The following is a 26263-nucleotide window of genomic DNA, read 5'->3' on the forward strand; positions in this document are numbered from 1 at the left end:
CCGCACGTCCCAGATCAGGCCGCCAACGCCTCACCACAGAAGCCTGAAAAGCAACCCGTTCTCGATAACTCGTCATTCCCGCGAAGGCGGGAATCCAGCGACGGTCAAGACACTGGGTTCCCGCCTTCGCGGGAACGACGACATGGACGTCTGGCGCCTGAAGGGTCGGCATGAAGGGCCGGCAAGAGGTTTCCGCACGTCCCAGATCAGGCCGCCAACGCCTCACCACAGAAGCCTGAAAAGCAACCCGTTCTCGATAACTCGTCATTCCCGCGAAGGCGGGAATCCAGCGACGGTTCAAGACACTGGGTTCCCGCCTGCGCGGGAACGACGACATGGACGTCTGGCGCCTGAAGGGTCGGCAAGAGGTTTCCACTCCCCCGATCAGGCACCCCGCCGTTCCCTCCAGCTTTATGCACGGCGCAGCCGCATGAAGCTCCCCTCTCCCGCAAGCGGGAGAGGGGTTGGGGGAGAGGGCATGGCGTAGAGGCTGGCCCGTCAGGGCCGGGAGAGGGGTCACCCCCTCAAGCAGCCACCACCACCCCACCACGCAGCGCCGCCTCCAGCTTGGCCCAGGCGCGCGGCGACAGCAGCGCACGGCATTCCGACAGCAAACCATCAAAGGCCTCGGCCGGCATGCCCGGTCGCACGGCACACAGAAAACCCGCACGCTCGCCCGCATTGGCCGCCTGCACCATCCAGGGCAGCATCAACGCTGCCTTCTCTGGCGGAATCGCACTGACCAGACGACGCTCGATGTCGAGAATCTCGTCATCGGCATAGTTCGCCCACAGCACCGCATTGTGATCGCGCTCTTCCATCGCCATGTGCTCCAGGTTCTCGGCCACGAACAGCGACAGCCGCGTGTACAGGTGGTACCCCAAAGCATCACGCGCATCGTCTGCCGCCTGCTCCAGCGCAGTCACTTCGGCATGCAGCGCGGCGATGGCCTGCTCATGCGCTACGTGCTCGCCCGCACCATGACGGGTCGAGCCCGGCTGACGCGCCTCCATCGCCACGTGGATGAACGCATTCTCGTGATGCAGATGCCCCGTCATCACCTCCAGCAGGGTGCGCACGGCAGTCAGCGTCTCGGCTGTCTCGCTGGCGTCCTGCCAGTCGCAGCTGCCCACGCCGTGCAGGGTGTGCTGCATCAGCAGACGCAGCCCCTTGTGCGGAAAGTTGTAGATGTTGAAACGCCCCGTCGCCGATTGCGTGGCGGCTATCTGTTGCGCATTGGTTTGCATGTTTGAACTCCCTTTCAGAACTGAAAATGATCACTGACATCACGATGAAGCTGCCTTTCCGCAGGCCGCCAGATGCCGCCCGCTGCAGTGATGCCAATGTAGGGAGTCGCCGCGCCACACACTCCTAAATCTTCGTTAAGCAAACCTTAAAGCAACCTTAAAGCCCTGTATGCAAAGGCCTTTTGCCCTTTGGTACGTACGGCAACCCGCTGAGGACCAAGCCACTGCCCTGCCCTCCAGCTTCATGCGCGGCACAGCCGCTCGCTGCTCCCCTCGCCCGTGTAGCGGGAGAGGGGCTGGGGGAGAGGGCATTACGAAGAGGGTGGCCCGTCAGGGCCGGGAGAAGGCAAATCCCCGCCCCCCTCGCAAGACCCGCCACGCAGCCACAAGGTATCCTTACGCCTTTCTCATCAACCCACAGGGAAGTTCCAGAAACCCTTCCGGCTAGGCGCGCCGACGCAGTTACCAAAACGCGCAGTACGTCTTGGTACGGCAAGGAGGCGCAACAACGATGGAAGCGATTCTGGGAAGCCCGCACGAGAACCCATGGCTCAATACGTAATGTCAATGCTGAAGGTGAACAAGATCGTTCCCCCGAAGCGTCAGATCATCAAGGACATCTCCCTCTCCTTCTTCCCCGGCGCCAAGATCGGCCTGCTGGGCCTCAACGGCTCCGGCAAGTCCACGGTCCTCAAGATCATGGCCGGCGTCGATAAGGAATACGACGGCGAAGTCCAGTGGCAGCCCAACATGAGCATTGGCTACCTCGCGCAAGAGCCCCAGCTCGACCCAAACAAGACCGTGCGCGAAGAAGTCGAATCCGCGCTCGGCGAAGTCATGGAAGCCAAGCAGAAGCTCGAGGAAGTCTATGCAGCGTATGCCGAGCCCGATGCCGACTTCGACAAGCTCGCCGAGCTGCAGGCCAAGTACGAGAACATCATCGCCACCAGCGGTGCCGACATCGAGACCCAACTCGAAATCGCCGCCGACGCCCTGCGCATCCCGCCGTGGGACGCCAAGATCGGCCCGCTCTCCGGCGGTGAAAAGCGCCGCGTCGCCCTGTGCAAGCTGCTGCTCAGCAAGCCCGACATGCTGCTGCTCGACGAGCCCACCAACCACCTCGACGCCGAATCGGTCGAATGGCTGGAGCAGTTCCTGGTGCGCTTCCCCGGCACCGTCGTCGCCGTCACCCACGACCGCTACTTCCTCGACAACGCCGCCGAATGGATTCTCGAACTCGACCGCGGCGAAGGCATCCCCTGGAAGGGCAACTACTCCGAATGGCTGGAGCAGAAGGAAGCCCGCCTCGCGCAGGAAGAGAAGCAGGAAAACGCCCACCGCAAGGCCATGAAGCAGGAACTCGAATGGGTGCGCCAAGGCGCCAAGGCGCGCCAGAGCAAGAGCAAGGCGCGTCTCGCCCGCTACGAAGAAATGTCCAGCGTCGAATACCAGAAGCGCAACGAAACGCAGGAAATCTTCATCCCCCCCGGCGAGCGCCTCGGCAACCAGGTCATCGAATTCAACGGCGTCAGCAAGGGCTTCGGTGATCGCCTGCTCATCGACAACCTCAGCTTCCAGATTCCCCCCGGCGCCATCGTCGGCGTCATCGGCCCCAACGGCGCCGGCAAGTCCACGCTGTTCCGCATGATCCAGGGCATGGAAAAACCGGACAGTGGCGAAATCATCACCGGCCCCACCGTCAAGATCGCCGCCGTGAATCAGACGCGCGAAGGCCTTGACGACAAGAAGACCGTCTTCGAAGCCATCGCCGAAGGCGCCGACATCCTCACGGTCGGCAAATTCGAAATGCCCAGCCGCGCCTACATCGGCCGCTTCAACTTCAAGGGCGGCGACCAGGCCAAGATCGTCGGCAACCTCTCCGGCGGTGAACGCGGCCGCCTGCACCTCGCCAAGACCCTGGTCGAAGGCGGCAACGTGCTGCTGCTCGACGAACCGTCAAACGACCTCGACGTCGAAACCCTGCGAGCCCTCGAAGACGCCCTGCTCGAATTCTCCGGCTGCGTGATGGTCACCTCACACGACCGCTGGTTCCTCGACCGCATCGCCACCCACATCCTTGCGTGTGAAGGCGACTCGCAATGGACGTTCTTTGCGGGCAACTACGCGGAGTATGAAGAGGACAAGAAGAAGAGGTTGGGTGAAGAGGCGGCCAAGCCTAAGCGGATTAGGTATAAGCCGATTTCGCGTTAAATTCACGACATCCGGTTCTACCAATATCAATCAAGTGTACAAACATGGCCAAAGCAAACATCCTCGGTGACATACGCGCTGAACATGACGGTGCGATGCTTGAAACGGTGTTTGTTGAAACACCTGATTACCGAACGCTTGTTGAAACTGACGACAAAATTGTCGTCGTTGGCAGACGCGGAACGGGCAAAAGCGCCCTCACAAACAAGCTTCATAGGCACTGGGAAAATCTCAACCAACATTCGGTGATTTTGATAGCGCCGAATGAGGAAGACGTAATTGGCATTCGGCCATCTATCGCCCAGCTAGGAGAGCAAGTTTCCCACACCCGCGCAGCAGTCAAAACCCTCTGGCAGTATGCGTTACTGATGGAAATTGTTCACAAATTTCATCAGAACTACAAATCCAGAAACTCAATCGCCTCTAGTGAATTACTTCATCGACACAACAGCGCATGGACTGGTGATAGTCCAATTTTTTTCAAACTTCGTACCAAGCTTAAGCTGCTCGAAAAGCAAGTTCCTGTTGCCGAAGAGCGCATCGCAGAACTGGCTCACTTTTTGGAAATTAAGGCGATACAGAAAGAAGTTAGTCGCATTAACAGCGAGTACCCAAGGAAGTTTTGCATTCTGATTGATCGGCTTGATGAGGGATACGAGCCAGATAAAGTCGGCGTAGGAATTGTTGACGGAGTGGTCTACGGGACGATGGATTTGATCCAAGGTCTATCCCCTAACATTCGATCCGTAGTTTTTCTACGCGACAACATCTACCGGGCCATCGAACATTGGGACCAAGACTTCTCAAGAAACATCGAAGGACAAGTGCTCCGACTGCACTGGGACTACCACTTACTCCTCAACTTGGTGGCAAGTCGCCTTCGAACCGTTCGCAAGCTAGACATAGACAACAATATTCGCGTTTGGAACAAGTGCACAGCCAATGGATTGAAAGAAAAATCTGGCTTTAGTAAATGCCTTCGGCTAACACTCTATCGCCCCCGTGACATTCTTGCGCTTTTAAACGAAGCATTCTTAAGTGCCTCTCGTCAAAACCGAGAGGAGATCGTCGATGAGGACATAGATGCAGCTGCAAAAGCGATATCTCGCCTTCGCTTGAGCGATCTCCACAAGGAATACTCTGCGGTATTCCCGGGCCTAGAGGTGGTAACACAAGCCTTCTCCGGAGGGACGTCTAGGATGTATGTGGAAGACGCTCTTTCAAGAATCGAAAATGTTCTTCAGTCTGAGATTTCGTCCTCACCTGCAGCTCAGCATCTAGAAATTCTAAAATCACCAACCGAAGTACTGCGCTCTTTATACAGCGTCGGCTTCGTCGGCCTACACGAAGACACGACAGGGAGCTACGTGTTCTGCCACGACGGCAAGCATCCAGACAAAGAGTTTGTCGCAGAAAAGCGGCTACTTATTCATCCTTGCTATGCCCCGGCCTTGAATCTTGCCGACCCAGAGTTCGAGCAAAATGAAGCTGAAGAAATATTTGATGAGTATGAAATAACAGTTTCCTCTCTCACGCCAGAGATAAGAAAAGCAAAGTTAGGTCAACAAATTGAAAAGCTTAAAAACATAGAAAGTGGCGACGAACACGCCGGCGCATTTGAGGAATGGTGCCTCGAGACGATTAGAATCGCATTTGCCAATAAGCTTAAAAACATTCAGCTTCATCCGAACAAGAACGCAACTCTACGACGAGACATAGTGGCTACAAACTACAAGGGCTCTGAACTCTGGGAACGCATTTACGATGACTACAAAAGCCGAAGCATAATCTTTGAAATAAAGAACTATGAAGACATCGGCGTATCCGAGTATCGACAAGTATTCGGCTACCTTGGCAGAGAGTATGGAAAACTTGCCTTCATAATTTGCCGAGATAGCGACCACCTCCTAAAAAAAGGGAAGGAAATGAATGCGTTTCTTGAATTTTACAAACACGAAAACAGTTCAATAATTATAAAAATAACAGCCAAGTTTTTAACGGACATACTGTCAAAGCTAAGAAATCCGCAAAAACATGATGCGGCCGACCATATGCTCAAAGGCTTGCTTGATTTGTACGTCCGGCAATACGCATCCGCTCAGCCATCAAAATAACGCGTAAGGTGGGCTCTGGGGTACTCGGTGGGTTGTCGCTTTGCTCCGAACCCACCCTACATTGCCCTCGTAGGGTGGGTTCGCGAAGCAACCCACCGTCACGGGTGGCACATGGTCGATGCCCGTTTGGCTTGCGGGCAGGGTGCATCGGGCGGGGCTGGGCGACGGGGTCAGGTCTTGCATTAACGCATTTCCTAGACCACGTCACATTGCCTCAGCCGCCGACATCATCACGGCACTCGCATCACCAATTCAACGCCTTCCCGCTTCATCACCTGCACCAGCTTCTGCCCCGGCAGATAGACCACCAACTGACTGTCTGAGCTCTCAACCAGAAAACCTTTCAGCTCAGGCAAGCCGTCTCGTTTGAACACAATGCAGCGATGTTTGAGCACGCCCGTCTCGCAGCCTTCGCTGTACTGAGTGAGTTGCGCGTTTGCGACCTTGTCGCCGGCCTCTTTGCCTAGTTGTGAAGGGAGATACAGCACCGTTCCGAACAGCAAGGGCACGTGCAGAATGAACAGACCCACCGCTGCGAAGTAGGAAGACGAGAGCCCCAGAACCAGCATCCAGCGTGGAAACCGTTTCATCCAGGCGCTTAGGGTCCGCTTGAGCACCTGGTCCTTCTCATTGAGCACTAGCATCACCATGATAAAGCAGGCTGACGCCAGGCACAGCCCCCAGAGCGCCAGCTTCCACCAGTAGGTCTTGAGATAGAGATACGCGTCGGCGATGGCGCCGATCATGACGTAGTAACCCGTCATCAGTACCCACTCGACGGGCTTGGGAAAGAGGTCGGCATCCAGCCCCCAGGCGGCGATGCGTGCCTCGTGGTAGCGGGAGCCCGCCACATGCAGGGCGAGGCCGCCGATGGTGATGAGAAAGGCGCTCCACTTGCAAAAGCGCCGGGGTCAGGTCTTGCATTAACGCATTTCGTATAAACGTCGCCACTGACCTGCAAAGTCTGCACTACAAGGCTGAATCAACCAACGCGTAAGGCGTGTTCGTGGGGCACGCGGCGGGTAGTCGCTACGCTCCGAATTCACCCTACGAGCTGGATCAGCATCATGACCTCACTGCAGTCGATCTGCATCAGGCCCTGCATTTCATCTGAGCGACAACCCGCTATGGGCAAGGCCGAATCAGATAATCCAGGGAACATCAGAAGAATCGGGTGGATGGAGTAGATGGACAACAGTGTTTTAAAGTGCCCGGAATGCCGGGGGCAGATGCGCTATATCGCCGGCGGCGGTGAGCGTCTTGAATGCCCGTATTGCAAAACGAAATGTCTGGTTTCGCCTTCCGGAGCCCTGGTGCGGCAGGAGGCCTTGAAGGAACTGGATTTTGCCGCCAGCCTCGCACCACCCAAGCCCAGGAGCGTCGCCTGTGGTGGTTGCGGCGCGAATATCGTGCTGCCGCTACAAGCCAGCTCTCTGCCTTGCCCCTATTGCCAGAACGTACTGGTCGCGCAGTCGGCCATGGCGAACAACGGAAGCGCCCCGTCGGCATTGATACCGCTGCAGGTTGATGCCGCTGAAGCACAGCATATGTTTCTCGAATGGCTCAAGAGCACGCCTGCTGATGTAGCGCAACGTCAGAAGGCAAAGCGACTCGCCCCTGTGTACTTTCCGTACTGGACTTTCGATGCCAGGGTCAGCGGTACATACTGCGTGCGGATTGAAAGGGAAGGAGAGAACGGGCGGACGGAAACGTCGACATGCACCGACTCGATCTCCAAACATTTTGATGACGTACTTGTGCCCGCCTCGGAATCGGTTCCCCATGCGTTGTTATATGGTCTTGAGCCCTGGCATCTGGACAAGCTCGAGCCCTACCGTGTCGAATTTGTCACGGGCGTTCCCATCGAAAACGCATCCTTGGATCTGTCTCGAGGGCGCCAGCTTCTTGAAGAGCGCATCAGGCAGAAGACTGAAGACGCCATCCGCAAGATTCCCGGTGTTGATGATGCAAAGATCACGTCGATGGACATCCAGCTCGACGACGTCAAGTTCAGACACATCCTGCTACCACTATGGGTTGGGTCTGTCGAGCGCGGCGACAAGGAGTATCCATTCGTTATCAACGGGCGTTCGGCAGAGGTCCGGGGTGAAGTCCCGATTGCGGCCCGCGACATCGTCTCGCTGATCGTAACCCTGCTGAAATACGCGCTGCTGATCTACCTGGGATTCAAAGTGCTCGGCTTTCTGCTTTTTCGCTGACTTTGAACTAAGGCGACGCTGCACAGGAAAAGGGGCGCTTCGTGCGCCCTTTGTTTCTTGTATTTCTGGCTTCTGGCTTCGGGGTCATGTCTTCGGGGGCAGGTCTTGCATTAACGCATTTCTCTAGGCCACGTCACATTGCCTCAGCCGCCGACATCATCACGGCACTCGCATCACCAATTCAACGCCTTCCCTCTTCATCACCTGCACCAGCTTCTGCCCCTGCAGATAGACCACCAACTGACTGTCTGAGCTCTCAACCAGAAAACCTTTCAGCTCAGGCAAGCCGTCTCGTTTGAACACAATGCAGCGATGTTTTAGCACGCCCGTCTCGCAGCCTTCGCTGTACTGAGTGAGTTGCGCGTTTGCGACCTTGTCGCCGGCCTCTTTGCCTAGTTGTGAAGGGAGATACAGCACCGTTCCGAACAGCAAGGGCACGTACAGAATGAACAGACCCACCGCTGCGAAGTAAGAAGTCGAAAGGCCTAGAGCCATCATCCAGTGTGGGCAGCGCTTCATCCAGCCGCCTACGGCTCGCTTCAGTAACTGGTCCTTCTGCTGAAGCCGGAGCATCACCATGACAAAACAGGCTATCGCCAGACACAGTGCCCAGAACGCCAACCTCCACCAGTAGGTCTTGAGGTAGAGATACGCGTCAGCGATGGCGCCGACCATGACGTAGTAGCCCGTCATCAGCACCCACTCGACGGGCTTGGGAAAGAGGTCGGCATCCAGCCCCCAGGCTGCGATGCGTGCCTCGTGATAGCGGGAGCCCGCTACATGCAGGGCCAGGCCGCCGATGGAGATGAGGAAGGCGCTCCACTTGAGCAAGGCGTCCCACGGGAACGAAGTCGCGGCTTCACTCCCTTGCAGGCTCTGCGCATCCACGGCACTCCCCATCGCCTCTGCTCCCTTCGCTCCAGCTGCGGGCCGGATTATTTGAATGGGATTCTATGCCCCCAAGCCTGCGCATTTCGCGACATTGTGCGCACCCGGGCAAACCTGCCCTTTTGGGCGCACACATTCCTGCAGGAAACTCGGACTCACGGTATCGCGTCTGCGTTAGGCTTCGGAAAAATGGCCCCGAAGCGGGCCGATAGCTCAATCACGTCGGGGGAAACGCCATGGGTTTGCAGGACAAGGCTGGTCTGTTGCTGGCGGCTGTGGAATCGGGGGCTGATGTGCCGGGAGGCGTCTTCCTGGCCAAGGCGCTACAGCAGGCGAAGCTGGACTATTCAGAGGCGAGTCTGCAGCGCATTGATGCGTTGCTGAGCCAGGTGCGCGCGAAGTTGAAGCCAGTCAAGGAGGGGTTTCTTGACGATGCCGCCCGCGAAAATTTTACGCTGACGCTGGCGTTCTACCTGGGCAGCTACGTCGCGCGGGAGCTGCAAGATGCGCTGACCTGGCATAGCCTCGAGGAGGCAGCGCAGCAGCTGCCTGAGGGTAGCCTGCCGAATGACGAATTCGTGACGCATGTGCTGGGTCTCGTGCCGGGATCCTGGCTTTTGCCCCTGGTGGTTCTTGAGGATGGTTTGTTCTCCGGGACGGGTGAGTATTCAGCTGCAGGCTGGGTGAAGCGGACTGTTGAGCGGATGCTGACCGAGGCGCAGGCAGTGACGCTCGAATGGGATATCGGCAACCTGGACCGATTCCTGCGCGGCGAGAAGCTGCGCGGAGGCGTGGCATTTGAAGAGGAGCTGCGGGCGATCCGGCTAGACTTTTCAATAGAGAGCCTGATCCAGATCGACGAGCTGCTGCGAACGATCCGCGCCCGTGAGGCGCTGGTGTATCCGGAATACATCCGCGCGGCGCGCACGGCCAACCTGTCGCGTCTGCTGGCGGTCTACATGACACGCACGGCAGCCGTACGCGCGCAATGCAGTCTGAAATGGATTGAATACGCGCAGGCGAAAGAAATGGGCATGGACTTCGAGCTGCAGTTCGAGACGACGTTCCTGGCTGCGATGGGAGATCAGACTCTATTCCCCCTGCTGGCCGTGCATGAGTTGCTGTTCAGCGAGAAGCCGACGCTGTCTTGCACGCTCTTCGCCAAAAAGGTGCTGGAACTCAAGCTGCCGCAGTTCGTGACGCTCAGGCGCGGCATGCCTGTGCCGGATAAAAAAGGGACTGGACTGTTCGGCAAGCTCAAAGCCGCGCCGACGATGGAGTGGAAAAAGGAGGTAGAACAGGCGGCGTTCGTGATGGGCTATGGCGCGTACATGGCACTGGGGGGCTCGGAAGTTCCGCCTACGGTTCTCCTGCCTTCGGCCGAAGGCAAGGGAACCCTCCTTGACCTTTCTTTCATGGGAGACGGGGAAGCAATCAGCAGACGTGCTGAGGAATTGATGCAGCACAACCCTGAGAATGTGCCCTACCAGGTCCATCTGTATGAGGGGTACAGCAACCTGCCTCACGGTCGCATGGACACACTTCTGGTGCACCTGAAGTGCTACCAGCGCCCTACCCTATCGCTGCTGATTGGTGTGCCTTATACGCTCGCGAGTGCCGGCTTCAGCCTGCGTGCGCCCATCATCCTCCAGAGCACTGCAGATCCCAGCCTCAATGCGGAGATCGCCGCAGTGTTCTTCGAGGGGCTCGACAATCACAAATCGATCAACTGGCGCGAGCATGAGGTGGTGGCATGATGTCGCACCTGACAAACGACATGCCTCACTTCTCACATGAATGAAGCATTGATCTTCTGCCTGCAGCGCGGGCAATGCCTGCAACCCCAGAGCCCCAGGTCTTGTACGGCGTCAATGACCTCAGCATCCATCATCAAACACCAACCATCAAAATGAAAACACTTCACTCATTAAAAATCTGGCTGACTTTCATCGTCTGTTCGGCCTTGTTGGCAGGCTGCGCATCAAACTCGATCGTTGAAGAGTCATTCGCACCCAACCGCGAAAGAAGCGTTACATCGATCGGATTCCTTCCATTGAACTCCCCAAAGTACCCTGACGAGATCAATTTTTCTCAGAATTCAATACTGTGGGACTTTGAGAAGTCTGCAACAAAATTGAAGATTGACTGGAAGCGGGTTTCTGTTGCGGACACAGCCGACAAAGAGCTTGTTCAGAAAGCGCTGGAAAAAGAGTCGGTTTCGCATGTCCTTACCATTCGAATCACCAAGGCGACAATTCGAACTGAGAAAAAACCAGGCCTCGAAAAAGACTGGAGCTACATTCCAGACTATGTAGCGTCGGTAGTCTTGTTGGAAAAGAGTTCGATGACCGAAATCTGGCGGGCAACACTCAAAGCCAAGTTGGGATTCGCGACCGGCGAAGAAACCAGTGGCGAGAAGATACTGAACAAGCTCAGGGAGCATCGGCTTCTCGTTGAGCCCAAGTCAGGGCAAGGCACCATTTAGCAAGCAGGTAGGGGGCGCAATGCGCACCTACTCACTGGCAGGGAGAGAAACATGAGCGAGCCCTCAGCAGATCAGACCTTCTACGAAGCGATGGTGGCGCTATCGCTATGGCGAAACGCGCATCCCGACAAGAAAATCGACTCCGAGCCGCCCGACATCGTTGCCAAACGCCATATCGTGATGACCCGGCTGTCGTCAATGCAGGAAGGCGACATCGATCCCTGGATGGGTCAGAAGATTGAGTCCCTGATCCGCAAGAGCACCCGTTACATCGTGTATCTCGACAGCCACCTGGAGGTGCAGTGGTGGTGGACGCAACGCCTCTCCAGCGAAGAGGGAATGAGCGTGATTCAGGCCAACGTCATGCGTCTGAGCTGCGCGAGCCATTTTCTGCTCGACGAGCGTAGCGACCTTCTCAAGCCGCCCTTTCCCAAACTGCGTGCGATCTTCCGCTTCATTCCGTTGTGTCGCCGCGTCACCGACGAGCAGTTGAAGGCCAACACGGAGCGGGCCCGCGACAGTGCCAAACGCATCCGTCTGCTGATTGGCGAATCGATGGCGATGGTGCTGAACGGTGTGAAGCGCGAGGAATGCGAGAAGGTGCAGGCCATGGCCGAGGACCAGATCCTGGTCGCCAAGGACCAACTTTGCCGCCCGGTGTTTTTCTGGTGGTTCGTGACTCTGTTGTTGTGTCTGGCTGGCGTGGCGGGCGGGCTGCAGGTTGCGCAGACTTACTGCGCGTCGAGCCTGCTGCACACGCTGACGAGCTGGACGCAGGCCGGGCTGGCCGGCGCCTTCGGGGCGTTGTTGTCAGTCACGACGCGCACGCGATCGCTGCGGCTTGAGCCGGAGTCCGGCAAGCGCGGGCTGCGCATCGAAGCGACCAGCCGCATGCTGATCGGTATTGGCGCAGGCATCCTGGTGCATCTGGCTTTCGAGGCCGAGATCATCCTGAAAAGCGCGCTCAGCTCGGCAGGAGATGTACGAAACGCCGCGCATCTCTTTCTGTGCATCGCTTCAGGATGGAGCGAGAAGATTTTGCCCTCGCTGCTGAGTCGCGCCGAGTCCTTTGTGGCAACACCCCAGAAAGACAAGTAGTACGCAAGCTAAGCAAGGCGAGAGGCTGGCATCAGGTGTCGCATTCACACATTACCCTCGTCATGCCTTCGACATCGAGACAACTCTAGCTTGGCAGACAAGTGCCCCTTGCCGACAATGCCAGCGAGCCATTCCGGAATGCATCACATGAGCCACCGCCTGCCGCTGTCCTACACTTCCCGTGCCGCCCTGCTGGTAACCCTATTGACTGCGCTGCTGCTTTTTGCCCTGTCCGCCAACGCGCAGCAAGTCCAGCCCTACGTCATCAAGACCGACACAGGGCTTGACGAATGCCCTCGCGCTGGAAAGAGTAGTTGTCTGGAGCGCCTGTTCAAGGGCAGCTACTCCGGTAGCTACTACCTCGCCCACGACAACGGTCTGGAAGTCGTACTGGAACGTGACCGCATCCGCACCTACATCTTTTACGTTGACACCCCGGGCAAGGCCCCATTCAACGGTCGCAATGACAAAGGCATCGGCAAGGGCAGCAACATGGACGACGTGATCCGGGCCTATGGTGCACCAGAAGAGCGTAGCGCCCCTCCCGAGCCCCCCATCCCCGGCCGCGCGCGCATCATCGAAAGCTACTTCGACTATGGCAGCCTGGGCATCACATTCAGCTTCGCTGACGAGCGCCTCATCGACATCCGCGTCTATACGGTCATTCCGCCGGGCGCTGATCCCTTCGCCGACCCGTTCGCCGATCTCAGCCAGCGCGCCGGTGGCGCACTCACCGTCGCCCGTGAGCTAGTTCAACACACCGGTCACAGCCACATCTATGCCGCGAACATCCGCAGCAGCCAGAGCTCTCAGCTCAAGAAACTCGGCGTCTCGGCCAACGTCATCACCTGCTTCAATCAGCGCCTTACACTCCCCCTCATCGAGCGTCACCTGAGCCGCGCCTTCGCCGACGAATTCACCACCGACCAGTTGCGGGAAGGCCTTACCTTCTACAAGACCGTCAGCGGCAAGCGCTTCGCAGACACCTTCCGGATCAGTACTCTGGAGCTCCTGCTGATCCCGACCGAGGAACGCCTGCCCGAGCTCAGCAAGGAGGACAGGCAGAACATCGCGGCCTTCACCCGCACTCCCGTTGGCCAGCAATCCGTCGACCCCCAGGCCAACGTCATCCGGCGTGCCGCCCCCGACATGCAGCGCGCAGTGTCTGAGCTGCTCGAGCAATGCAACACACAGAAGGCGAAACACTGACATGACGGAGCAGCCAGGGTGTGCACCGCGCACGCGGGACCTCGCATCCGCACTACGGCCTTCAAGGAGCTATCGCGACGAATGAGTCCTGGGAGTGGTGCGCAATGCGCACCCTGCGCACAGCCCTTTTGGCGATTGTCTCGCTCAGTCCTTGTGCCGGACTGTATCCTCCGGCTTCCACATTCTTGTCGCTCGTCGATGCGCCGCCTTCTGGACTCCCTTGCCGTGACTGCCCTGAGCCTGGCAGGCAGCGCCTGTGCTGCCGCAGCAGAGATCGCAGTCGACACTGGCCACACTCCCCTGCGCTACGGCGCCGTGGCACCCGACGGACGCGTGGAGTATCAATTCAACCTGACGCTCTCGACCGCTGTTGCGCGAAAGCTTGAGGCCCGCGGGCATTCTGTGTTTCGCATCTCGGCCGATGGACAGGAAGTGGCGTTGACTCAACGCACACAGCTGGCGCCCGACGCAAAGCTCTTTGCTTCGATTCACCATGACTCGATCCAGCAGGCGTGGATCGATGCGGGGCGGCGTCGCGAGTTTGCGGGCTTTTCGCTCTTCGTCTCGGAGAAGAATCCGCAATATGCCGAGAGCCTGAAATGCGCCAAGGTGGTGGGGGAGCGTCTGCTGGCGATTGGCGAGGTGCCTTCGGCATATCATGCAACGCCGATACCCGGCGAGAATCGCCCCTTCATCGACAAGCGATTGGGCATCCATCGCTTCGATGATCTGGTGGTGTTGAAAACGGCGACCATGCCTGCGCTGCTGATCGAGGCAGGCGTGATTGCCAACCCCGACGAAGCCCGGCGACTTGCCGAGGCCGAGACGGTAGAGCGACTGGCTGGCGCCATTGCAGAAGGCCTGCACGCCTGCCTCAACCATTGAAGTCACAACGGAGCAATGCAATGCAAAAATTCGCACTCGGTTTCGCAATGATCGTCGTCGCAACCAGCAGCCACGCCGCAGGTTGCGGTAAGCCGCGCAACGCTTTCGACCAGGTGTATTGCGCCGGCAATCTGTTCTCGCAGAAAGACAGCGATCTGAACAAAACCTACACGGCCTTGCGCCAACAACTGGATGCCAAACAGAAAGACGTGCTGAAGCAAGGACAGCTGGACTGGATCAAGGCCCGCGATGCAGCCTGCAGCAAGGAAGACAGCACGGGGTACTTTGTGAATCTCGATTGCGCCATCGAGAAGACCGATGCCCGCCTTGAATTCCTCAAGGAACGCGAGCGCGAATGCAAAAGCACGGGCTGCAGCACCGATAAGCTGGCGAAATAAGCTTGCTCAGGGCAAGGGGCGCAACTGCGCCCTTTGTTGCGTTGAGCCAGGCACAGATCAACGACGCCGAAAGGCCTGAGGGCGTGCGGCGGGTGTGCTGCGCTGTTCGAGGTGGCGGAAGGTGATGCGCCCTTTGCTCAGGTCGTAGGGCGACATTTCGAGCGACACCTTGTCGCCCGCGAGAATGCGGATGTGATGCTTGCGCATTTTGCCGGAGGTGTAGGCGATCAGCGGGTGTCCGTTTTCAAGCGTGACGCGAAAGCGCGAGTCGGGCAGCACTTCGGAGACGACGCCTTCCATTTCGATGAGTTCTTCTTTGGCCATGTCGGAGTGTGAAGCCTGAGTGAATGTGAGAAGCAGAAAAGCAAAGCCCGGCGGAGCCGGGCTTTGTTGCCGGCAAGACGTGGTGTCAGGCCGGGTTGATGTTCACCGCCTGCTCGCCCTTGGGGCCCTGGGTGACATCGAAGCTCACGCGCTGGCCTTCAGCGAGCGACTTGAAGCCTGAGCCCTGGATGGCCGAGAAATGCACGAAGAGGTCCTGGCCGCCGCCTTCAGGCGTGACAAAACCGAAACCCTTCGCATCGTTGAACCACTTGACTGTACCTGTTGCCATTTTTGAATCTCCAGAAAATAAGGGGACGTTCGCCCCGAAAAGGGCGATATCAAGACAACAGGGAAATCGAGGAAATACCGGGAACTGCGAGAGGTACTGCTGGACTGGACTGAATGGACTTGATGTCGCTGGGGACACTCTGCGCCTGTTCTGCCAATTCACCAAGCTTTATTTCTTTTATTTTCACAAGACCACCGCCCGATCAGCGAACCCGAAGGCAGGCCTGAGCCGAAATCCGGGGCTGGCCTTCCATGGTTTGCCTCCCGGATTCCATCAGCAGGCAGGGGGCGCAATGCGACTGCTCGGCACCTGGCTTGTCGCCGGGGTCTGGCAAGGTGCAAAGATGTTCGAGGGGCAGGCGTGCAGTTGGCGAACTCTGCAGCCCCCTGGCCCGGTTCTGCGAATGTAGACAGGTCAGACGGCCCAGAAAAAAGCCCGCCAGATGGCGGGCCTGTTTGCACGCTGCAGGCAGAGGTCACTTGAGGGGGGTGAAGTCGTAGCCCTTGCCGCGCACGCTGAGCGTGCCGATGCCGGGATTGCTGAGGTGGAAGCCCGCCACGAGCGCATTCTCGGCAATGGCGAGCCTGGCGATGCGGTGGCGGGTTTCGCGTGCTTCGTCGGCGTTCATGTCGAACATGACGGCCCAGTCGGGGTTGCGCACGAAGAGGTCGACATTGGTGGAGTCGGCCCAGTAGAGCAGCTTGCGCTTGCCACCTTCAATCATGAAAGCCGTGTGGCCCGGTGTGTGGCCGTATGCGGGAATCGAGCGCACGCCGGGCAGCACTTCCTTGCCCGGTTCGAAGCGGATCACGCTGGCCGCCATGGGCGAGAAAACGCGACGGGCGTTGGTGAAGTTGCCGCGCCCTGCTTCGGGGGTGGCGTTCATGCGGGCGTCGTCCATCCACCAGTTCCACTCCGGGGCGGGCACATAGACCTTGGCATTCGGGAAGACGAGCTGTCCGGCCTTGTTGCGCAAGCCGTTGATGTGGTCGCCGTGGAAGTGCGAGATCACGACGGCGGTGATCGACTTGGGGTCGATACCGGCCTTGCCCATATTCTCCAGCAACTTGCCGGCAGTGGCGGCGCCGAATTCGCCATTGCCGGTATCGAGCAACACACGCTGGCCACCCACATCGACGACCAGGGTATTGAAGACCACGGTCAGCTTGTCGGTGGCGAGCCCCATCTCCTTGAGCGAGGCCTGTACGTCTGCCAGCGGTGCGTTGCGCACATAGTTTGCGTCGAGCGGGCGCACGGCCGAGCCATCGCTCAGCATGGTCACGGCGACCTTGCCCAGATCAACCCGCGCGACGCCCTCAGAGACCGGCGTGGCACGCGGCAAACTGCTGGCACAGCCTGCCAGCAAAGCGCCGAACAACAAGGTTGCCAGCGCAGTACGGCTTGCAGAAAACGCTCTGCGAATCATCATGTCATGCACTCCTGAAAGGAAAGATTGAGAAACCTGAAGGGGTGAGGCCGGGTGCAGAGCACGCTCAACCCGGGCTTGGATCAACGCTCCGCGCCACGCGTTCAACAACCGGCTGGTTCGCTGGTGCCCGGCCCGAGTGCACTTTAGGCGAGGAGGCATTCCAACTTCTTCAATCCAGGTGATAGGCAAAGGCGATTGAACCAATCGCTGACTCGCACGGTCGGCGGCGCGGGCAACCATTCGCCGCCAGGCACGCAGCGGGCAGGCACAACCCGGCGGGGTCACCGTGGCACGCCTGAAACATGGGCGCGCCAGAGTCCTGCTGCCGGGTCGCCGGCGGGTTTTCCCCCGCCCCCGACCCGGCAAGCCCTTTCATCACTCAGGAGCCTCTGCCCATGTTGTGCCGTACCTCATTGCTGTTTGTGTTCAGCGCCCTCTTCTGTGCCAGCGCACAGGCCGACGACTTTGCACGTCTGGATGAAGCCCTGCCTGCGGGCATCAACATCAGTAACAACTACCCGGTGTTCGACTTTGACACGGACGGTTGCCTGCCCAGCGCAGGCATCAGCCGCACGGGCGTGCAGAACGGCGGGCTCAACCCGAGTGGTTCCATCACCGGCGGCTGCCGCGCGGGCATCTTCCTGCAGCTGTCCAACACGCTGCATCGCCATGCCTGCGTGACAAGCGGCACCGATGTGTATTGCGGCCACTTCTACGCGCTGTATTTTCTGAAGGATCAGGCCACGGTGTTCGGTGGTGGCCATCGGCATGACTGGGAGCACGCGGCGATCTGGACCCGCAACGGCGTCGTGACGCACGGCGGTTACAGCGCACACGGCAAGCTCTACAACAGCGAGATCGGCAGCCTGCCGACGCAGAACGGCCACATGAAGATCGTCTATCACAAGGATGGTGTGACCACGCATGCGCTGCGCTTTGCCAAAAGCGGCGAGGTTGCCGAGAACGCCTATGGCAGCTTTGTCACGCCGGTGATTACGAGCTGGACGACGATGAAGGGCGACGGCGTGAGCAACGCGCAGATGCGCGCCAGGCTCAACAGCTTTGACTACGGCTCGGCCACGATCCCGATGAAGGACAGCAACTTCGTCAGCAACCTCAACACCTACAAGCCCGCTGGCTACCCCAGCTTCACCGCAGCGAGTCTCGACGCGCTGCGCTGAGCGCTCGCACGTGCCAGCCTCGCTTGCGTGGCTGGCACGTCGCGGGCGGGACCGGGACTCCCGCCCCTCCGCTACAGAGCCCCTCCGCTACAGAGCCCCTCCGTTACAGAGCCCCTTCGTGTTGCAAGGCCAGCGACCGGGCGGGGCTGACCGTTCATCTTCGGTCGGCGCCTGTGCCTGGCGACGATATGCCTTCCGGGCGAGCTTCTGGCGCGATCAGCGCCCCGCGCTGTGGCGCCCGCCCGTGGTCCGCCTAGCATCTGGGCCGGTGATTCGCCCTGCAGTTTGATTGGCCAGTCACCGCAATTCGCGCCACAAGTCCAATACACACTGCACTGCTCAAGACATGACTCGCCACGCCCTCGCTCGACTGACCCACCTGCTGATCCCTGCTGCGCTTGCTTCGCTTGGCCTCATCAGTTGCGGTGGCGGCGGAGCATCGAGCGGCACGGCGGCTTCGTCGGCAGGGTCGTCAGTGGCGTCCTCGGTTTCGTCCGCCGCTTCGTCCTCGGTGAGCAGCGCCAAAAGCTCTTCGATGGCTTCGTCCAGCGCGGCAGCTTCGGCCAGCAGCGCCGCCAGCAGTTCGCAATCGACATCGTCCAGTCAGGCTTCATCTGCTTCATCGGCTTCATCGGCCACCTCGAGCAGCGCCACATCCAGCGCGCCGTCTGCTGCATGCGATGCCCTCGAAAACCGCCTGCGTGCGACCACGCTCACGGTCAGCGGCAAGGCCGCTGTCAATGACGAATACACCCCCGCCATCATCACACCGCGCGCCAATGGCAGCAGCCTGCTGGCCTGGACCGACAGCACGGCCAAGACGATTCGCCTTGCCAATCTCGCCAGCAACGACACGCTGGGCAGCAACCTGCCCAACCTCACAGGGCTTGAGGTGCATGCAGGCCTTGCCATCGGCGACGCAGTGGCACTGGCGGTTGTCGACAACGACCCCGACATCTACTCATCCAAGTACTGCCAGGGCGCCAGCACGCCGAGCAACAACGTGTGCGGCAAGATGGATCTGGTCAGGCTCGATGGCAGTGGCAACACGCTCACGCGCACAACGTTGACGAAGAAGAACAACGTCGACAGCGTCGGGGCGATCTTCACCTGGTGGTACGCCCACACCGCGCGCCTGGCCACCGACGGCAGCCGCATCGGCGTCTACTTCCGCTCGGCCGGTTCGTACGAGCGACCCGGCGTGGCGGGTGAAGTCGACATCCACGCGGGCGACACGCTGCGCTTCGTCGATGCCAGCACCGGCGCCCTGCAAAGCGGTGGCTGGGAATGGGGTTGCAGCCACAGCTGGTCGGTGCGCCTTGGCTACAACGGCAGCCGCTGGGGCGCGGCCTGTCACGGCGATGCGTATCCCAACGCGTTGCAGGTGGCTCGCCTGAGCTCGCCAACGGCGGCTTCGTCAAACCTGCAATGGCAGGGCAGCACGGATGCGACGCAGCGCGCGCTGGGCGGTCTGGTGCCTGCGAGCGATGGTTTCTGGATCAACTACGTGCAGCCCGGCAACAGCCTGCAGCTGGCCAAGGTGCCAAACAGCGGCACCGCGCTGACGCAGCAGGTAAGCATCAGCGCAGCCACAGGCATGGATGCGACCTACCCCTTCCGCCCCTACATGGCGGCCTATGGCAGCGACAAACTCCTGCTGGGCTGGAAGGCGAGCGGCAAGCTGGTGCTCGCTGTGGCCAGCGCCACCACGGGCGCGGTGCTTGAGGGCCCTGTCACGACCAACCTGAACATCGACAGGTTCCAGGACATGGTCACCGCCCCGAATGGCGACGTGGTGTGGGCCTACAGCCGTGGTGACACCCGCATCGACGTCAATCGCGTCGCAAGCTGCAAGCTCGCCAACTGAGTCGACGGCGAGTCTTGCGTTCGAGCATTCGCCTGCATGTCGCGCTTCTGCTTGCAGCCCCGGTGATGCCTGCGATGCGTCAACCGGGTTCGGGGGCAGACAGGGTTGTCGCTTCGCTGTGAAGCAGCGCGACACGCCGCTGGACAGGCATGGGGCGCAGGCGTCAGGATTCGCGGCGATGGCACGCCACCGCTATGCCATGCCTGACCCATCCCACTTCATCGCACATGCAGAGAGGACATGCCCATGAAACAACCCATCATCCTGGTTGCCCTGGCTTGGGGCTTGATCGCGCCGACAGGCGCTGGCGCCGCGGATACCTGCCCTTACACGGCGGAGTATCTCTCGGAGCAACTGGGCGTGAAGCTCAAGGTGGTGACACAGATGCGCGGCATGCTGGGCCCGGCTTGCGAGTATGCGGATGACAAACGCACGCTGAAGATTGCGGTCGACGCCGGCCCCAACCCGGCCCCGTCGGCAGAGGCCTGGCGCAAGATGTCGAGCCCGCCGAAAACCGTGTGGAAGGCGGTGCCGGGCGATGCAGACAAGGCGGTGGTGCTGGAGTCGTATCCGAATGGCGACCCGTACCCGGCCGTGAGTTATGAGCGCAAGAACTGGCTGGTGGACATCAATGTGTTGGGCGTGCGAGGTGCGGCCGCCGTGGCGCAATGGAATGGCAAGCTGCTCAAGCTCAAACGTCTGCCACAGTGAGCGCGGGGGTGCATCGGGTGATGCACCCGCAGGCCACGGCCCAAAAGCGCGCAGCCCGGTCAGCGTGTTGCGCGGCGCGTCGGTACGTTCGCCCGGTCGTTCTTGGACCAGGCTGCGGACAGGACAATCAGGAACGGAGCAGAACTTGGCAACAAGCCCGAAGGAAATCAAACAGCTTCTGGATCAGTTGATCGAGCGTAAGAGTCTGCCGTTTGACGAAGTGCTCGCTATTTTCGCGGGCAAGGGCGGCAAGCTGCGACAGGATGCGGTGCGGGAGCGCCTGAATTTTCTGTGTAACGAAAATCTGTTCGTGCTGCTCGATCAGGCCGGCTCGGCGGTGTCGTGGAACGAGGATGCGCCTTTCCAGTCGCCAGCAGCCTTCACGCTGCGCTTCGTGGGCATTGCGGGGCGTGAAGAGGTCTACGCGCGCAACTTCGCCGACATCCTTGACGCGCGGGATGTTCAGGCGGTTGTGCCGGGCTATGTCTGGGCAGGTCTTAAGCGGCGCAGTGAATTGCGCATTGTGGGTGAGCAGGCGACGGCGACGCTGCTCGCCGAGCGCTTGCGCGCGTTCACGCATCAGTTCGCCTTTCACCTCGTCACGCGGCAGCACGAGCGGATCGCTCCGCTGTTCTCGCCCAAAGCGGTGAAAGGCCAGACGCTGGAGACGCTGCTGACGCGCATCAGCAAACTGGAGACCGAGTACGGCCCCTTCGACTACTTCGATCACGTGCAGGTGATCCAGGTGCTCAATGGCGACACGTCGATGGTGAAGGATTCGGATGGCAACGTCAGGATGGATCTTCCGAAAAGCATCCCGCGCGAGGCGATCCGTGGCTGGTCGGAATTCCAGATCATCAGTGTGCGCACACCGCATGGCATGTCTGTGCATGAGATGACGGTCGCACTGAAGATCGTGGAAGAAGGGGGATTCTTCCGCATTGCCGATGCCACAGCCGGCAGCGGGTACTGAGCAAACAGTGGATGCAGGGGGCTGTACCGGTGGGCTGTGTCGGTGGGCTGTCGCAGCGCACGGAAACCGCCCTACTCCGCCGCTTGCGGGTTAATGCAGGCAACGTCATGCCTTGCGGCCAGGGCCCGCATCACCCAAACGCCCGCCAGATTGGCGGGCTTTTTTTGGCCGCTCGTCCAGAAAATCGAGAAAAGCAGCACCCGCTATCGCTCGCAGCGCCACGCGACCGCCGCATTCTCCCTTCGATCCACCGGGTCGATGGCCGCATCGGAGCCGATGCAAAAATTCTGCCTTGAAGGAGCAAGTCCCTCGGCGATAGCCGTCATGGACTCGCTGCGCAGACTATCGACATCCCCCCACGCTTCAGCCAGGAACCCCGGAATGAATTCGAACACCCGCTACGGGCCATCCGCCCTCATGTGCCTGATTTTCGCCACCACGCTTGCCGCCTGCGGCGGTGGGGGTGGCAGTGGCGGCACGAACGACAGCACGAGCAGCGTAGAAAGTGCCGACGCTGCTGCCACCGCCCTGGCCAGGAGCAGGAGCAAGAGCAGCGTGGCCAGCAGCGCAAGCAGCAGCCTCGCAGCGAGTGCCAGCAGTAGCAGTGCAGGTAGCAGTGCCAGCAGTACGGCCAGCAGCGTTGCCAGTAGTGTTACGAGTAGCGTGGGGAGCAGCAGCCTGAGCAGTGCCTCCAGCAGCACGGCGACGGCAGTAGTTGACCAGGGCACGACGACGACGGTGTGGGCGAGCACGACGCCGACCAAGCCCGCTGTCACTGCCGGTACCTGGCGCGCCGCTGGGCCAGACCCTTCGAACTCGGGCTTCAAGCTGGTGAAGGAGTCGGCGCACTTCGCTTTCTATTCGGACGAGACCGTATCCGACGCGGATCTGACGCTGGCCGCAGACACGCTGGAGAACACGGTGTGGCAGAACCTGTTCAACGCGAACCTGTTCATGCCCGAGCCCTATTACAACAAGACCGACAAGATCAAGGCGGCAGTGCACATCCATTCGGGCTGGGGCCTCACGGGCGGCGCATGGGTCGATACGGCGGGTTTGCTGCACCTGGGGATGTGGATCGGGCCGGGCGCACTGCAGGACCACTGGGGGCTCACGCACGAGTTCACGCACGGCTGGCAGTCGTGGGCTGCCAATGTCGGCGGCATGGCCTGCAACACGGCCAACACCTGCGGCTGGATCTTCGAGAGCCACGCCAACTTCACGCCGCATCAGCTGCCCGAGTACCAGAGCAACGTGCATTGCTCGGAGATGCTGGCCAACATGCCGCACCTGTATCTGGGCTCGACGCGCGACCGCTACTGCAACTGGCAGTTCATGGAGTTCCTCAAGGACAAGTACGGACCAGAGGCCGTCACCCAGATCTGGACCACGGCGGGCTCGGACCCTTTCACCAACATCCAGAAGTCACGCGGCTGGAGCATTGCGCAGCTCAACGACTTCATGGGTGACTGGGCCATGCACAACGTGGTGTGGGACTACAAGGCGACGCCGACTGCCTTCCGCAACACCTACGGCAACATCACGCTGACGGATCGGGCCGAGCGCATGCGGCGCCTGATGCCGCTGGAGGCGCTCGACAGCAACTGGACCAGCAACCGCCGCTTTGTCTCGCCGTTCTACGGCGCGCCGCAACGCTTTGGCTACAACGTCGTACGCCTGTATCCGGAGAGCGGTGCGAGCACCGTCACGGTGAAGTTCAGGGGCGACAATCCGTCAGGCTCGGATGCGGACTTCCGCTGGGGGCTGGTGGCCACCAACACAGGCTTCACCTCGGCACGCTACAGCGCGCTGCAGAAGGGGCTGGATGGCGATCTGACCTTCAAGGTGAATGCGGGCGAGCCCTTGTTCCTGGTGGTGACGGCGACGCCCTCGGTGTTCAAGACCATTGTCTGGGATCAGGACTACGCAACGATCCGGCGCTATCGCTACATGATCGAGGTGGCGAATGCATGGCCGCAGGGCTTCCAGAACGGGCAGCGCGATGCCTGCCCCTCGGGTACGGCGCGTCACAGCAACGGCGGTGGTTGCGCACCCGGCAGCACGCCTGCCACGGTGTATGTGGGCCCCTATGCCACCATTCTGCCGGGCGGCAGTGCCTCAGGCACGGCACGCATCGAAGACCAGGCGATCATCGCCAATGGCTCGGTGAGCGGTGGCACCGTGGGCGGCCTGAGCATCATCGGCATGACGGGCAGCCCCTGGGGCAACAACAGCTTCACAGTGTCGGGCGCAGCACAGGTCCGCACCACCTTCTACCCGCTGGGCTTCTTCGAGGCCAACCAGGGCGCCTCTGGCAACCTGAACCTCTACGGCGATGTGGAATACCGTGGCACCGGCCTGAACCTCGGCACCGGCAACCGCAGCGGCTTCGTCGACAGCACTTCCACAGTAGGCTCAGGCACCGACATCAACAGCAAGACGACGCTGGTCTGGCGGCCATGAGGGCAGCAACGCTTCGCTCGCTGGTCGGCAGTTACCGATAACTGCAGCCCGCAGCGAAGCAGCCCTCACCCGGCGCTTCGCGCCACCCACTCCCGCAGGGAGATGGTGGTCATGGCCCCTCTCCCGGCGGGAGAGGGGTTGGGGTGAGGGCTGGTTTGTGGCGCGCAGCGGCTGACGATCAGGGGTCAAGTGCCGCAGTGGGGGCCATCAGGCTCTCCCGCTGCCGATAGAACCAGGCGATGTCCAAGGCAGAGAGGATGCGGTACTTCTCGGAGCCGGCGTAGCGCAGCACTTCTTCATGCAACGGGCGCTGCAAGCCTTTGGCCCAGTCGTCGAATTGGCGGATGCTGTCGACGAGCCCACCGGCCGAGGCGCCGAGGATCAGGCCTTTCGAGCGTTGCGCATGATTGGCGATGAAGAACGAACCGCCCTGCCCCAGCTTCCACCATCCGGTTCTGCCATTGATGAGCACGCCAGAGGTCTGCGCCATCACGTAGTCGACGTCCACCACCCACTCGGTGCGGGAATACGCTTTAAGCAGGCGCACCCTCCAGCCGCTCGGTCCGCTGTAAGAGCACCAGACGTTCCGGTTGCTGTAATTCACGATCTTGTTGGCGATGGTGTACATGTGCTCCTCCGGTGGCTTGTCGGTCTGCTCTTATGGTTGCGGCGCGGTACGGTGACGAAGACTTGCCTACTCTCGCGCAGCCCTGTGAGCTGCGCGGTGTCGCTCAGGGTTCCAGCACGAGGGTGCTCACGCTGTAGGCCGGCATGGCGTACTGGAAGGCGTTGATCTGTGTGAGGGTGATCGTGCCGGCGGCCTGCGGCACCGATGAGGCGGCGGTAAGCTGGAACACCTTCGCACGCGCGAAGCGCCGCGTATGCCATATGCGCAGTGCGGCGGTCTGGCTGCTGGCGGTCTTGTTGATGACAACGAGCACCATGCGGTCTGCGCTGCCGGCGTCAACGCTGGCGTAGACGCTACTGTCGGCCACATTGGTGGTGCTGGCTGCGATGCTGGTATCGCCAAAGCTGCCGTTGACGCCATCGTAGTTGCGGAACATTTCGAAGGCGCCCCAGGCGAAGGAGTCGTTGCTGCCGGTGAGACTCCAGAAGGAGGCGGCGAAGACACCTTCGCGGCCGAAAATGCCCAGTGTGTCGGCCTGTGCGATGCCGCCGGAGATGTGTTGCGAGCCGCCATGGTTGTACTCCGAGATCGACAGGCGCGTGCCGGGGTAGCTGGCAGCGATCTTCTCGCGCAACCTCGGGATGAGGCGGATGGCGCCATTCCATTGCCCGATCCAGCTCTGTTCGGTGTAGCCGGCGTCCCACAGGGAGCGTGGCGCCTGCATGCGGGCGGCGTTGAGGCTGGCGTCGCTGCCGGTGGCATCGTTGGTGATGCGTGTGCCGGCAGCGTTGGTGGCTTCGGAATACCAGTGCACATCCAGCACATCAAGCAAGCGTTTGCCGGCGCTGGTATGCGCAGCAGACATCTGCTGCAGGTAGTAGGTGATGAAGTCTCGGCCTGCGGCGTCGGGGGCGTCCTGCAAGGTCACCATGCCTTGCCAACCGTAGTTGACGGGACCAAACACGATGGCCTGCGGTACCACGCTCTTGATGGCGTCCGCATACAGGGAGCTCCGCTGCACCATCTCGGCGTAGGTCGCCTTGTTGCCTGCGCTGCCGCTGGCGTCGCCACGAATGCGCGGGTGAGTGCTGGCCCACAGGTCGGGCTCGTTATCGAGCGAGTAGAAGATGGTGCGTGTGGCGTCGCTGCGCGCACCGGGAAAGCTCTTGTCGATGAAGTTCACGAACTCGTCCTGGTAGACGTAGGCGTCCGTGGTCGAAGGCGTCAGCGACAGGGCCGAGCCCTTCTTGGGCAGGCTTTGCTTGAAGCGGGTGGCGAGGTAGTTGCTGCCGGACTGGTTGACGTCACCGCCGCCACTCTTGTCAGCCGCCACGTAGCCGGCAATCGGCACGGTGATGAGCATGGCGGCGTTGTTGGCGTGGGCCGTGGTGATTGACGGCGTGACGGCTGCGCCCGGCGTGTTGCTATTCGAGAGGTAGCCGTCGTTCTGGTTGTACCAGTCGGTGCCGGCGTTGCTGGCATTGGTCTCCCAGTTGTAGGCGGTCCAGCGGTTGCCGCCAAGGCGGCTGAGGGTAAGGTTCTTCGGGTGGGCGGCAGCAAAGTCGTGGAAATTGTTGCCGTAGATGAATCGCGAGATGGGCGCGACGTTCTGGTCGCTGCGGATGGTGAAACTCACGGCGCCAG

General features: G+C 60.3%; 22 protein-coding genes. 14 read left to right on the forward strand and 8 right to left on the reverse strand.

Features of this window, described 5'->3' with window-relative positions; genetic code table 11:
* Window positions 1–524: 524 nt before the first annotated feature.
* Window positions 525–1247: a hemerythrin domain-containing protein gene (locus ABEA02_RS14520; protein ID WP_345533813.1), complete on the reverse strand. Its 723-nt coding sequence runs from the start codon at window positions 1245–1247 to the stop codon at window positions 525–527.
* 546 nt (window positions 1248–1793) lie between these two features.
* On the opposite strand from ABEA02_RS14520, the gene ettA reads away from it, so the two are divergent.
* Both ettA and ABEA02_RS14530 read left to right on the forward strand, forming a co-directional pair.
* Entirely contained in the window at window positions 1794–3458 is a 1665-nt protein-coding gene (gene ettA, locus ABEA02_RS14525) for an energy-dependent translational throttle protein EttA (protein ID WP_345533814.1), read from the forward strand.
* A 44-nt stretch (window positions 3459–3502) separates the two neighbouring features.
* Window positions 3503–5572, forward strand: coding sequence for a P-loop ATPase, Sll1717 family (locus ABEA02_RS14530; RefSeq protein WP_345533815.1), 2070 nt, complete (start codon window positions 3503–3505; stop codon window positions 5570–5572).
* Between the two features lie 230 nt (window positions 5573–5802).
* Here the strand turns inward: ABEA02_RS14530 and ABEA02_RS14535 are convergent, their stop codons facing one another.
* Entirely contained in the window at window positions 5803–6423 is a 621-nt protein-coding gene (locus tag ABEA02_RS14535; protein WP_345533816.1) for a hypothetical protein, read from the reverse strand.
* A 378-nt stretch (window positions 6424–6801) separates the two neighbouring features.
* On the opposite strand from ABEA02_RS14535, the gene ABEA02_RS14540 reads away from it, so the two are divergent.
* Complete coding sequence (locus ABEA02_RS14540) at window positions 6802–7791, forward strand: hypothetical protein (protein ID WP_345533817.1); 990 nt, start codon at window positions 6802–6804, stop codon at window positions 7789–7791.
* A gap of 159 nt (window positions 7792–7950) precedes the next feature.
* On the opposite strand, the gene ABEA02_RS14545 is transcribed toward ABEA02_RS14540, so the two are convergent.
* Complete coding sequence (locus ABEA02_RS14545) at window positions 7951–8691, reverse strand: hypothetical protein (protein WP_345533818.1); 741 nt, start codon at window positions 8689–8691, stop codon at window positions 7951–7953.
* A gap of 224 nt (window positions 8692–8915) precedes the next feature.
* On the opposite strand from ABEA02_RS14545, the gene ABEA02_RS14550 reads away from it, so the two are divergent.
* The 6 genes from ABEA02_RS14550 (at window position 8916) to ABEA02_RS14575 (ending at window position 14754) form a co-directional block, all read left to right on the forward strand.
* The gene (locus ABEA02_RS14550; RefSeq protein ID WP_345533819.1) at window positions 8916–10436 is read left to right on the forward strand and encodes a hypothetical protein; all 1521 of its coding nucleotides are present in this window, start codon (window positions 8916–8918) and stop codon (window positions 10434–10436) included.
* Window positions 10437–10510: 74 nt separating this feature from the next.
* Window positions 10511–11164, forward strand: coding sequence for a hypothetical protein (locus ABEA02_RS14555; protein ID WP_345533820.1), 654 nt, complete (start codon window positions 10511–10513; stop codon window positions 11162–11164).
* Between the two features lie 51 nt (window positions 11165–11215).
* Window positions 11216–12262: a hypothetical protein gene (locus ABEA02_RS14560; RefSeq protein WP_345533821.1), complete on the forward strand. Its 1047-nt coding sequence runs from the start codon at window positions 11216–11218 to the stop codon at window positions 12260–12262.
* A 147-nt stretch (window positions 12263–12409) separates the two neighbouring features.
* Window positions 12410–13471 carry a hypothetical protein gene (locus ABEA02_RS14565; protein ID WP_345533822.1) on the forward strand — a complete coding sequence of 354 codons (1062 nt, stop codon included), beginning with the start codon at window positions 12410–12412 and terminating at the stop codon, window positions 13469–13471.
* Between the two features lie 225 nt (window positions 13472–13696).
* Window positions 13697–14356, forward strand: coding sequence for an N-acetylmuramoyl-L-alanine amidase family protein (locus tag ABEA02_RS14570; RefSeq protein ID WP_345533823.1), 660 nt, complete (start codon window positions 13697–13699; stop codon window positions 14354–14356).
* A gap of 20 nt (window positions 14357–14376) precedes the next feature.
* Complete coding sequence (locus tag ABEA02_RS14575; protein WP_345533824.1) at window positions 14377–14754, forward strand: lysozyme inhibitor LprI family protein; 378 nt, start codon at window positions 14377–14379, stop codon at window positions 14752–14754.
* A gap of 57 nt (window positions 14755–14811) precedes the next feature.
* Here the strand turns inward: ABEA02_RS14575 and infA are convergent, their stop codons facing one another.
* The 3 genes from infA to ABEA02_RS14590 all read right to left on the reverse strand — a co-directional run bounded on the left by infA (window position 14812) and on the right by ABEA02_RS14590 (window position 16796).
* On the reverse strand, window positions 14812–15078 hold the full coding sequence (gene infA / locus ABEA02_RS14580) for a translation initiation factor IF-1 (protein ID WP_345533825.1): 267 nt from the start codon (window positions 15076–15078) through the stop codon (window positions 14812–14814).
* A gap of 85 nt (window positions 15079–15163) precedes the next feature.
* Window positions 15164–15367 carry a cold-shock protein gene (locus ABEA02_RS14585; RefSeq protein WP_345533826.1) on the reverse strand — a complete coding sequence of 68 codons (204 nt, stop codon included), beginning with the start codon at window positions 15365–15367 and terminating at the stop codon, window positions 15164–15166.
* Between the two features lie 475 nt (window positions 15368–15842).
* Window positions 15843–16796, reverse strand: a complete 954-nt coding sequence (locus ABEA02_RS14590; RefSeq protein ID WP_345533827.1) for an MBL fold metallo-hydrolase — start codon at window positions 16794–16796, stop codon at window positions 15843–15845.
* A gap of 395 nt (window positions 16797–17191) precedes the next feature.
* Here ABEA02_RS14590 and ABEA02_RS14595 point away from each other — a divergent pair, with 395 nt between their 5' ends.
* From ABEA02_RS14595 to ABEA02_RS14615, 5 genes are all read left to right on the forward strand, one after another.
* Window positions 17192–17977 carry an NPP1 family protein gene (locus tag ABEA02_RS14595; protein WP_345533828.1) on the forward strand — a complete coding sequence of 262 codons (786 nt, stop codon included), beginning with the start codon at window positions 17192–17194 and terminating at the stop codon, window positions 17975–17977.
* A 346-nt stretch (window positions 17978–18323) separates the two neighbouring features.
* Window positions 18324–19844 carry a hypothetical protein gene (locus tag ABEA02_RS14600; RefSeq protein WP_345533829.1) on the forward strand — a complete coding sequence of 507 codons (1521 nt, stop codon included), beginning with the start codon at window positions 18324–18326 and terminating at the stop codon, window positions 19842–19844.
* Window positions 19845–20090: 246 nt separating this feature from the next.
* Window positions 20091–20555: a hypothetical protein gene (locus ABEA02_RS14605; protein ID WP_345533830.1), complete on the forward strand. Its 465-nt coding sequence runs from the start codon at window positions 20091–20093 to the stop codon at window positions 20553–20555.
* Between the two features lie 64 nt (window positions 20556–20619).
* Window positions 20620–21528 carry a hypothetical protein gene (locus tag ABEA02_RS14610; RefSeq protein ID WP_345533831.1) on the forward strand — a complete coding sequence of 303 codons (909 nt, stop codon included), beginning with the start codon at window positions 20620–20622 and terminating at the stop codon, window positions 21526–21528.
* Between the two features lie 381 nt (window positions 21529–21909).
* A complete protein-coding gene (locus tag ABEA02_RS14615) occupies window positions 21910–23991 on the forward strand; it encodes a DUF6055 domain-containing protein (protein WP_345533832.1) in 2082 nt (693 codons plus the stop codon).
* Window positions 23992–24169: 178 nt separating this feature from the next.
* On the opposite strand, the gene ABEA02_RS14620 is transcribed toward ABEA02_RS14615, so the two are convergent.
* Window positions 24170–24619, reverse strand: coding sequence for a hypothetical protein (locus ABEA02_RS14620; RefSeq protein WP_345533833.1), 450 nt, complete (start codon window positions 24617–24619; stop codon window positions 24170–24172).
* 103 nt (window positions 24620–24722) lie between these two features.
* The gene (locus ABEA02_RS14625; protein WP_345533834.1) at window positions 24723–26255 is read right to left on the reverse strand and encodes a glycoside hydrolase family 44 protein; all 1533 of its coding nucleotides are present in this window, start codon (window positions 26253–26255) and stop codon (window positions 24723–24725) included.
* Window positions 26256–26263: the final 8 nt, after the last annotated feature.

The sequence above is a fragment of the Viridibacterium curvum genome, from assembly GCF_039544165.1.
Taxonomy (GTDB): Bacteria; Pseudomonadota; Gammaproteobacteria; order Burkholderiales; family Rhodocyclaceae; genus Viridibacterium; species Viridibacterium curvum.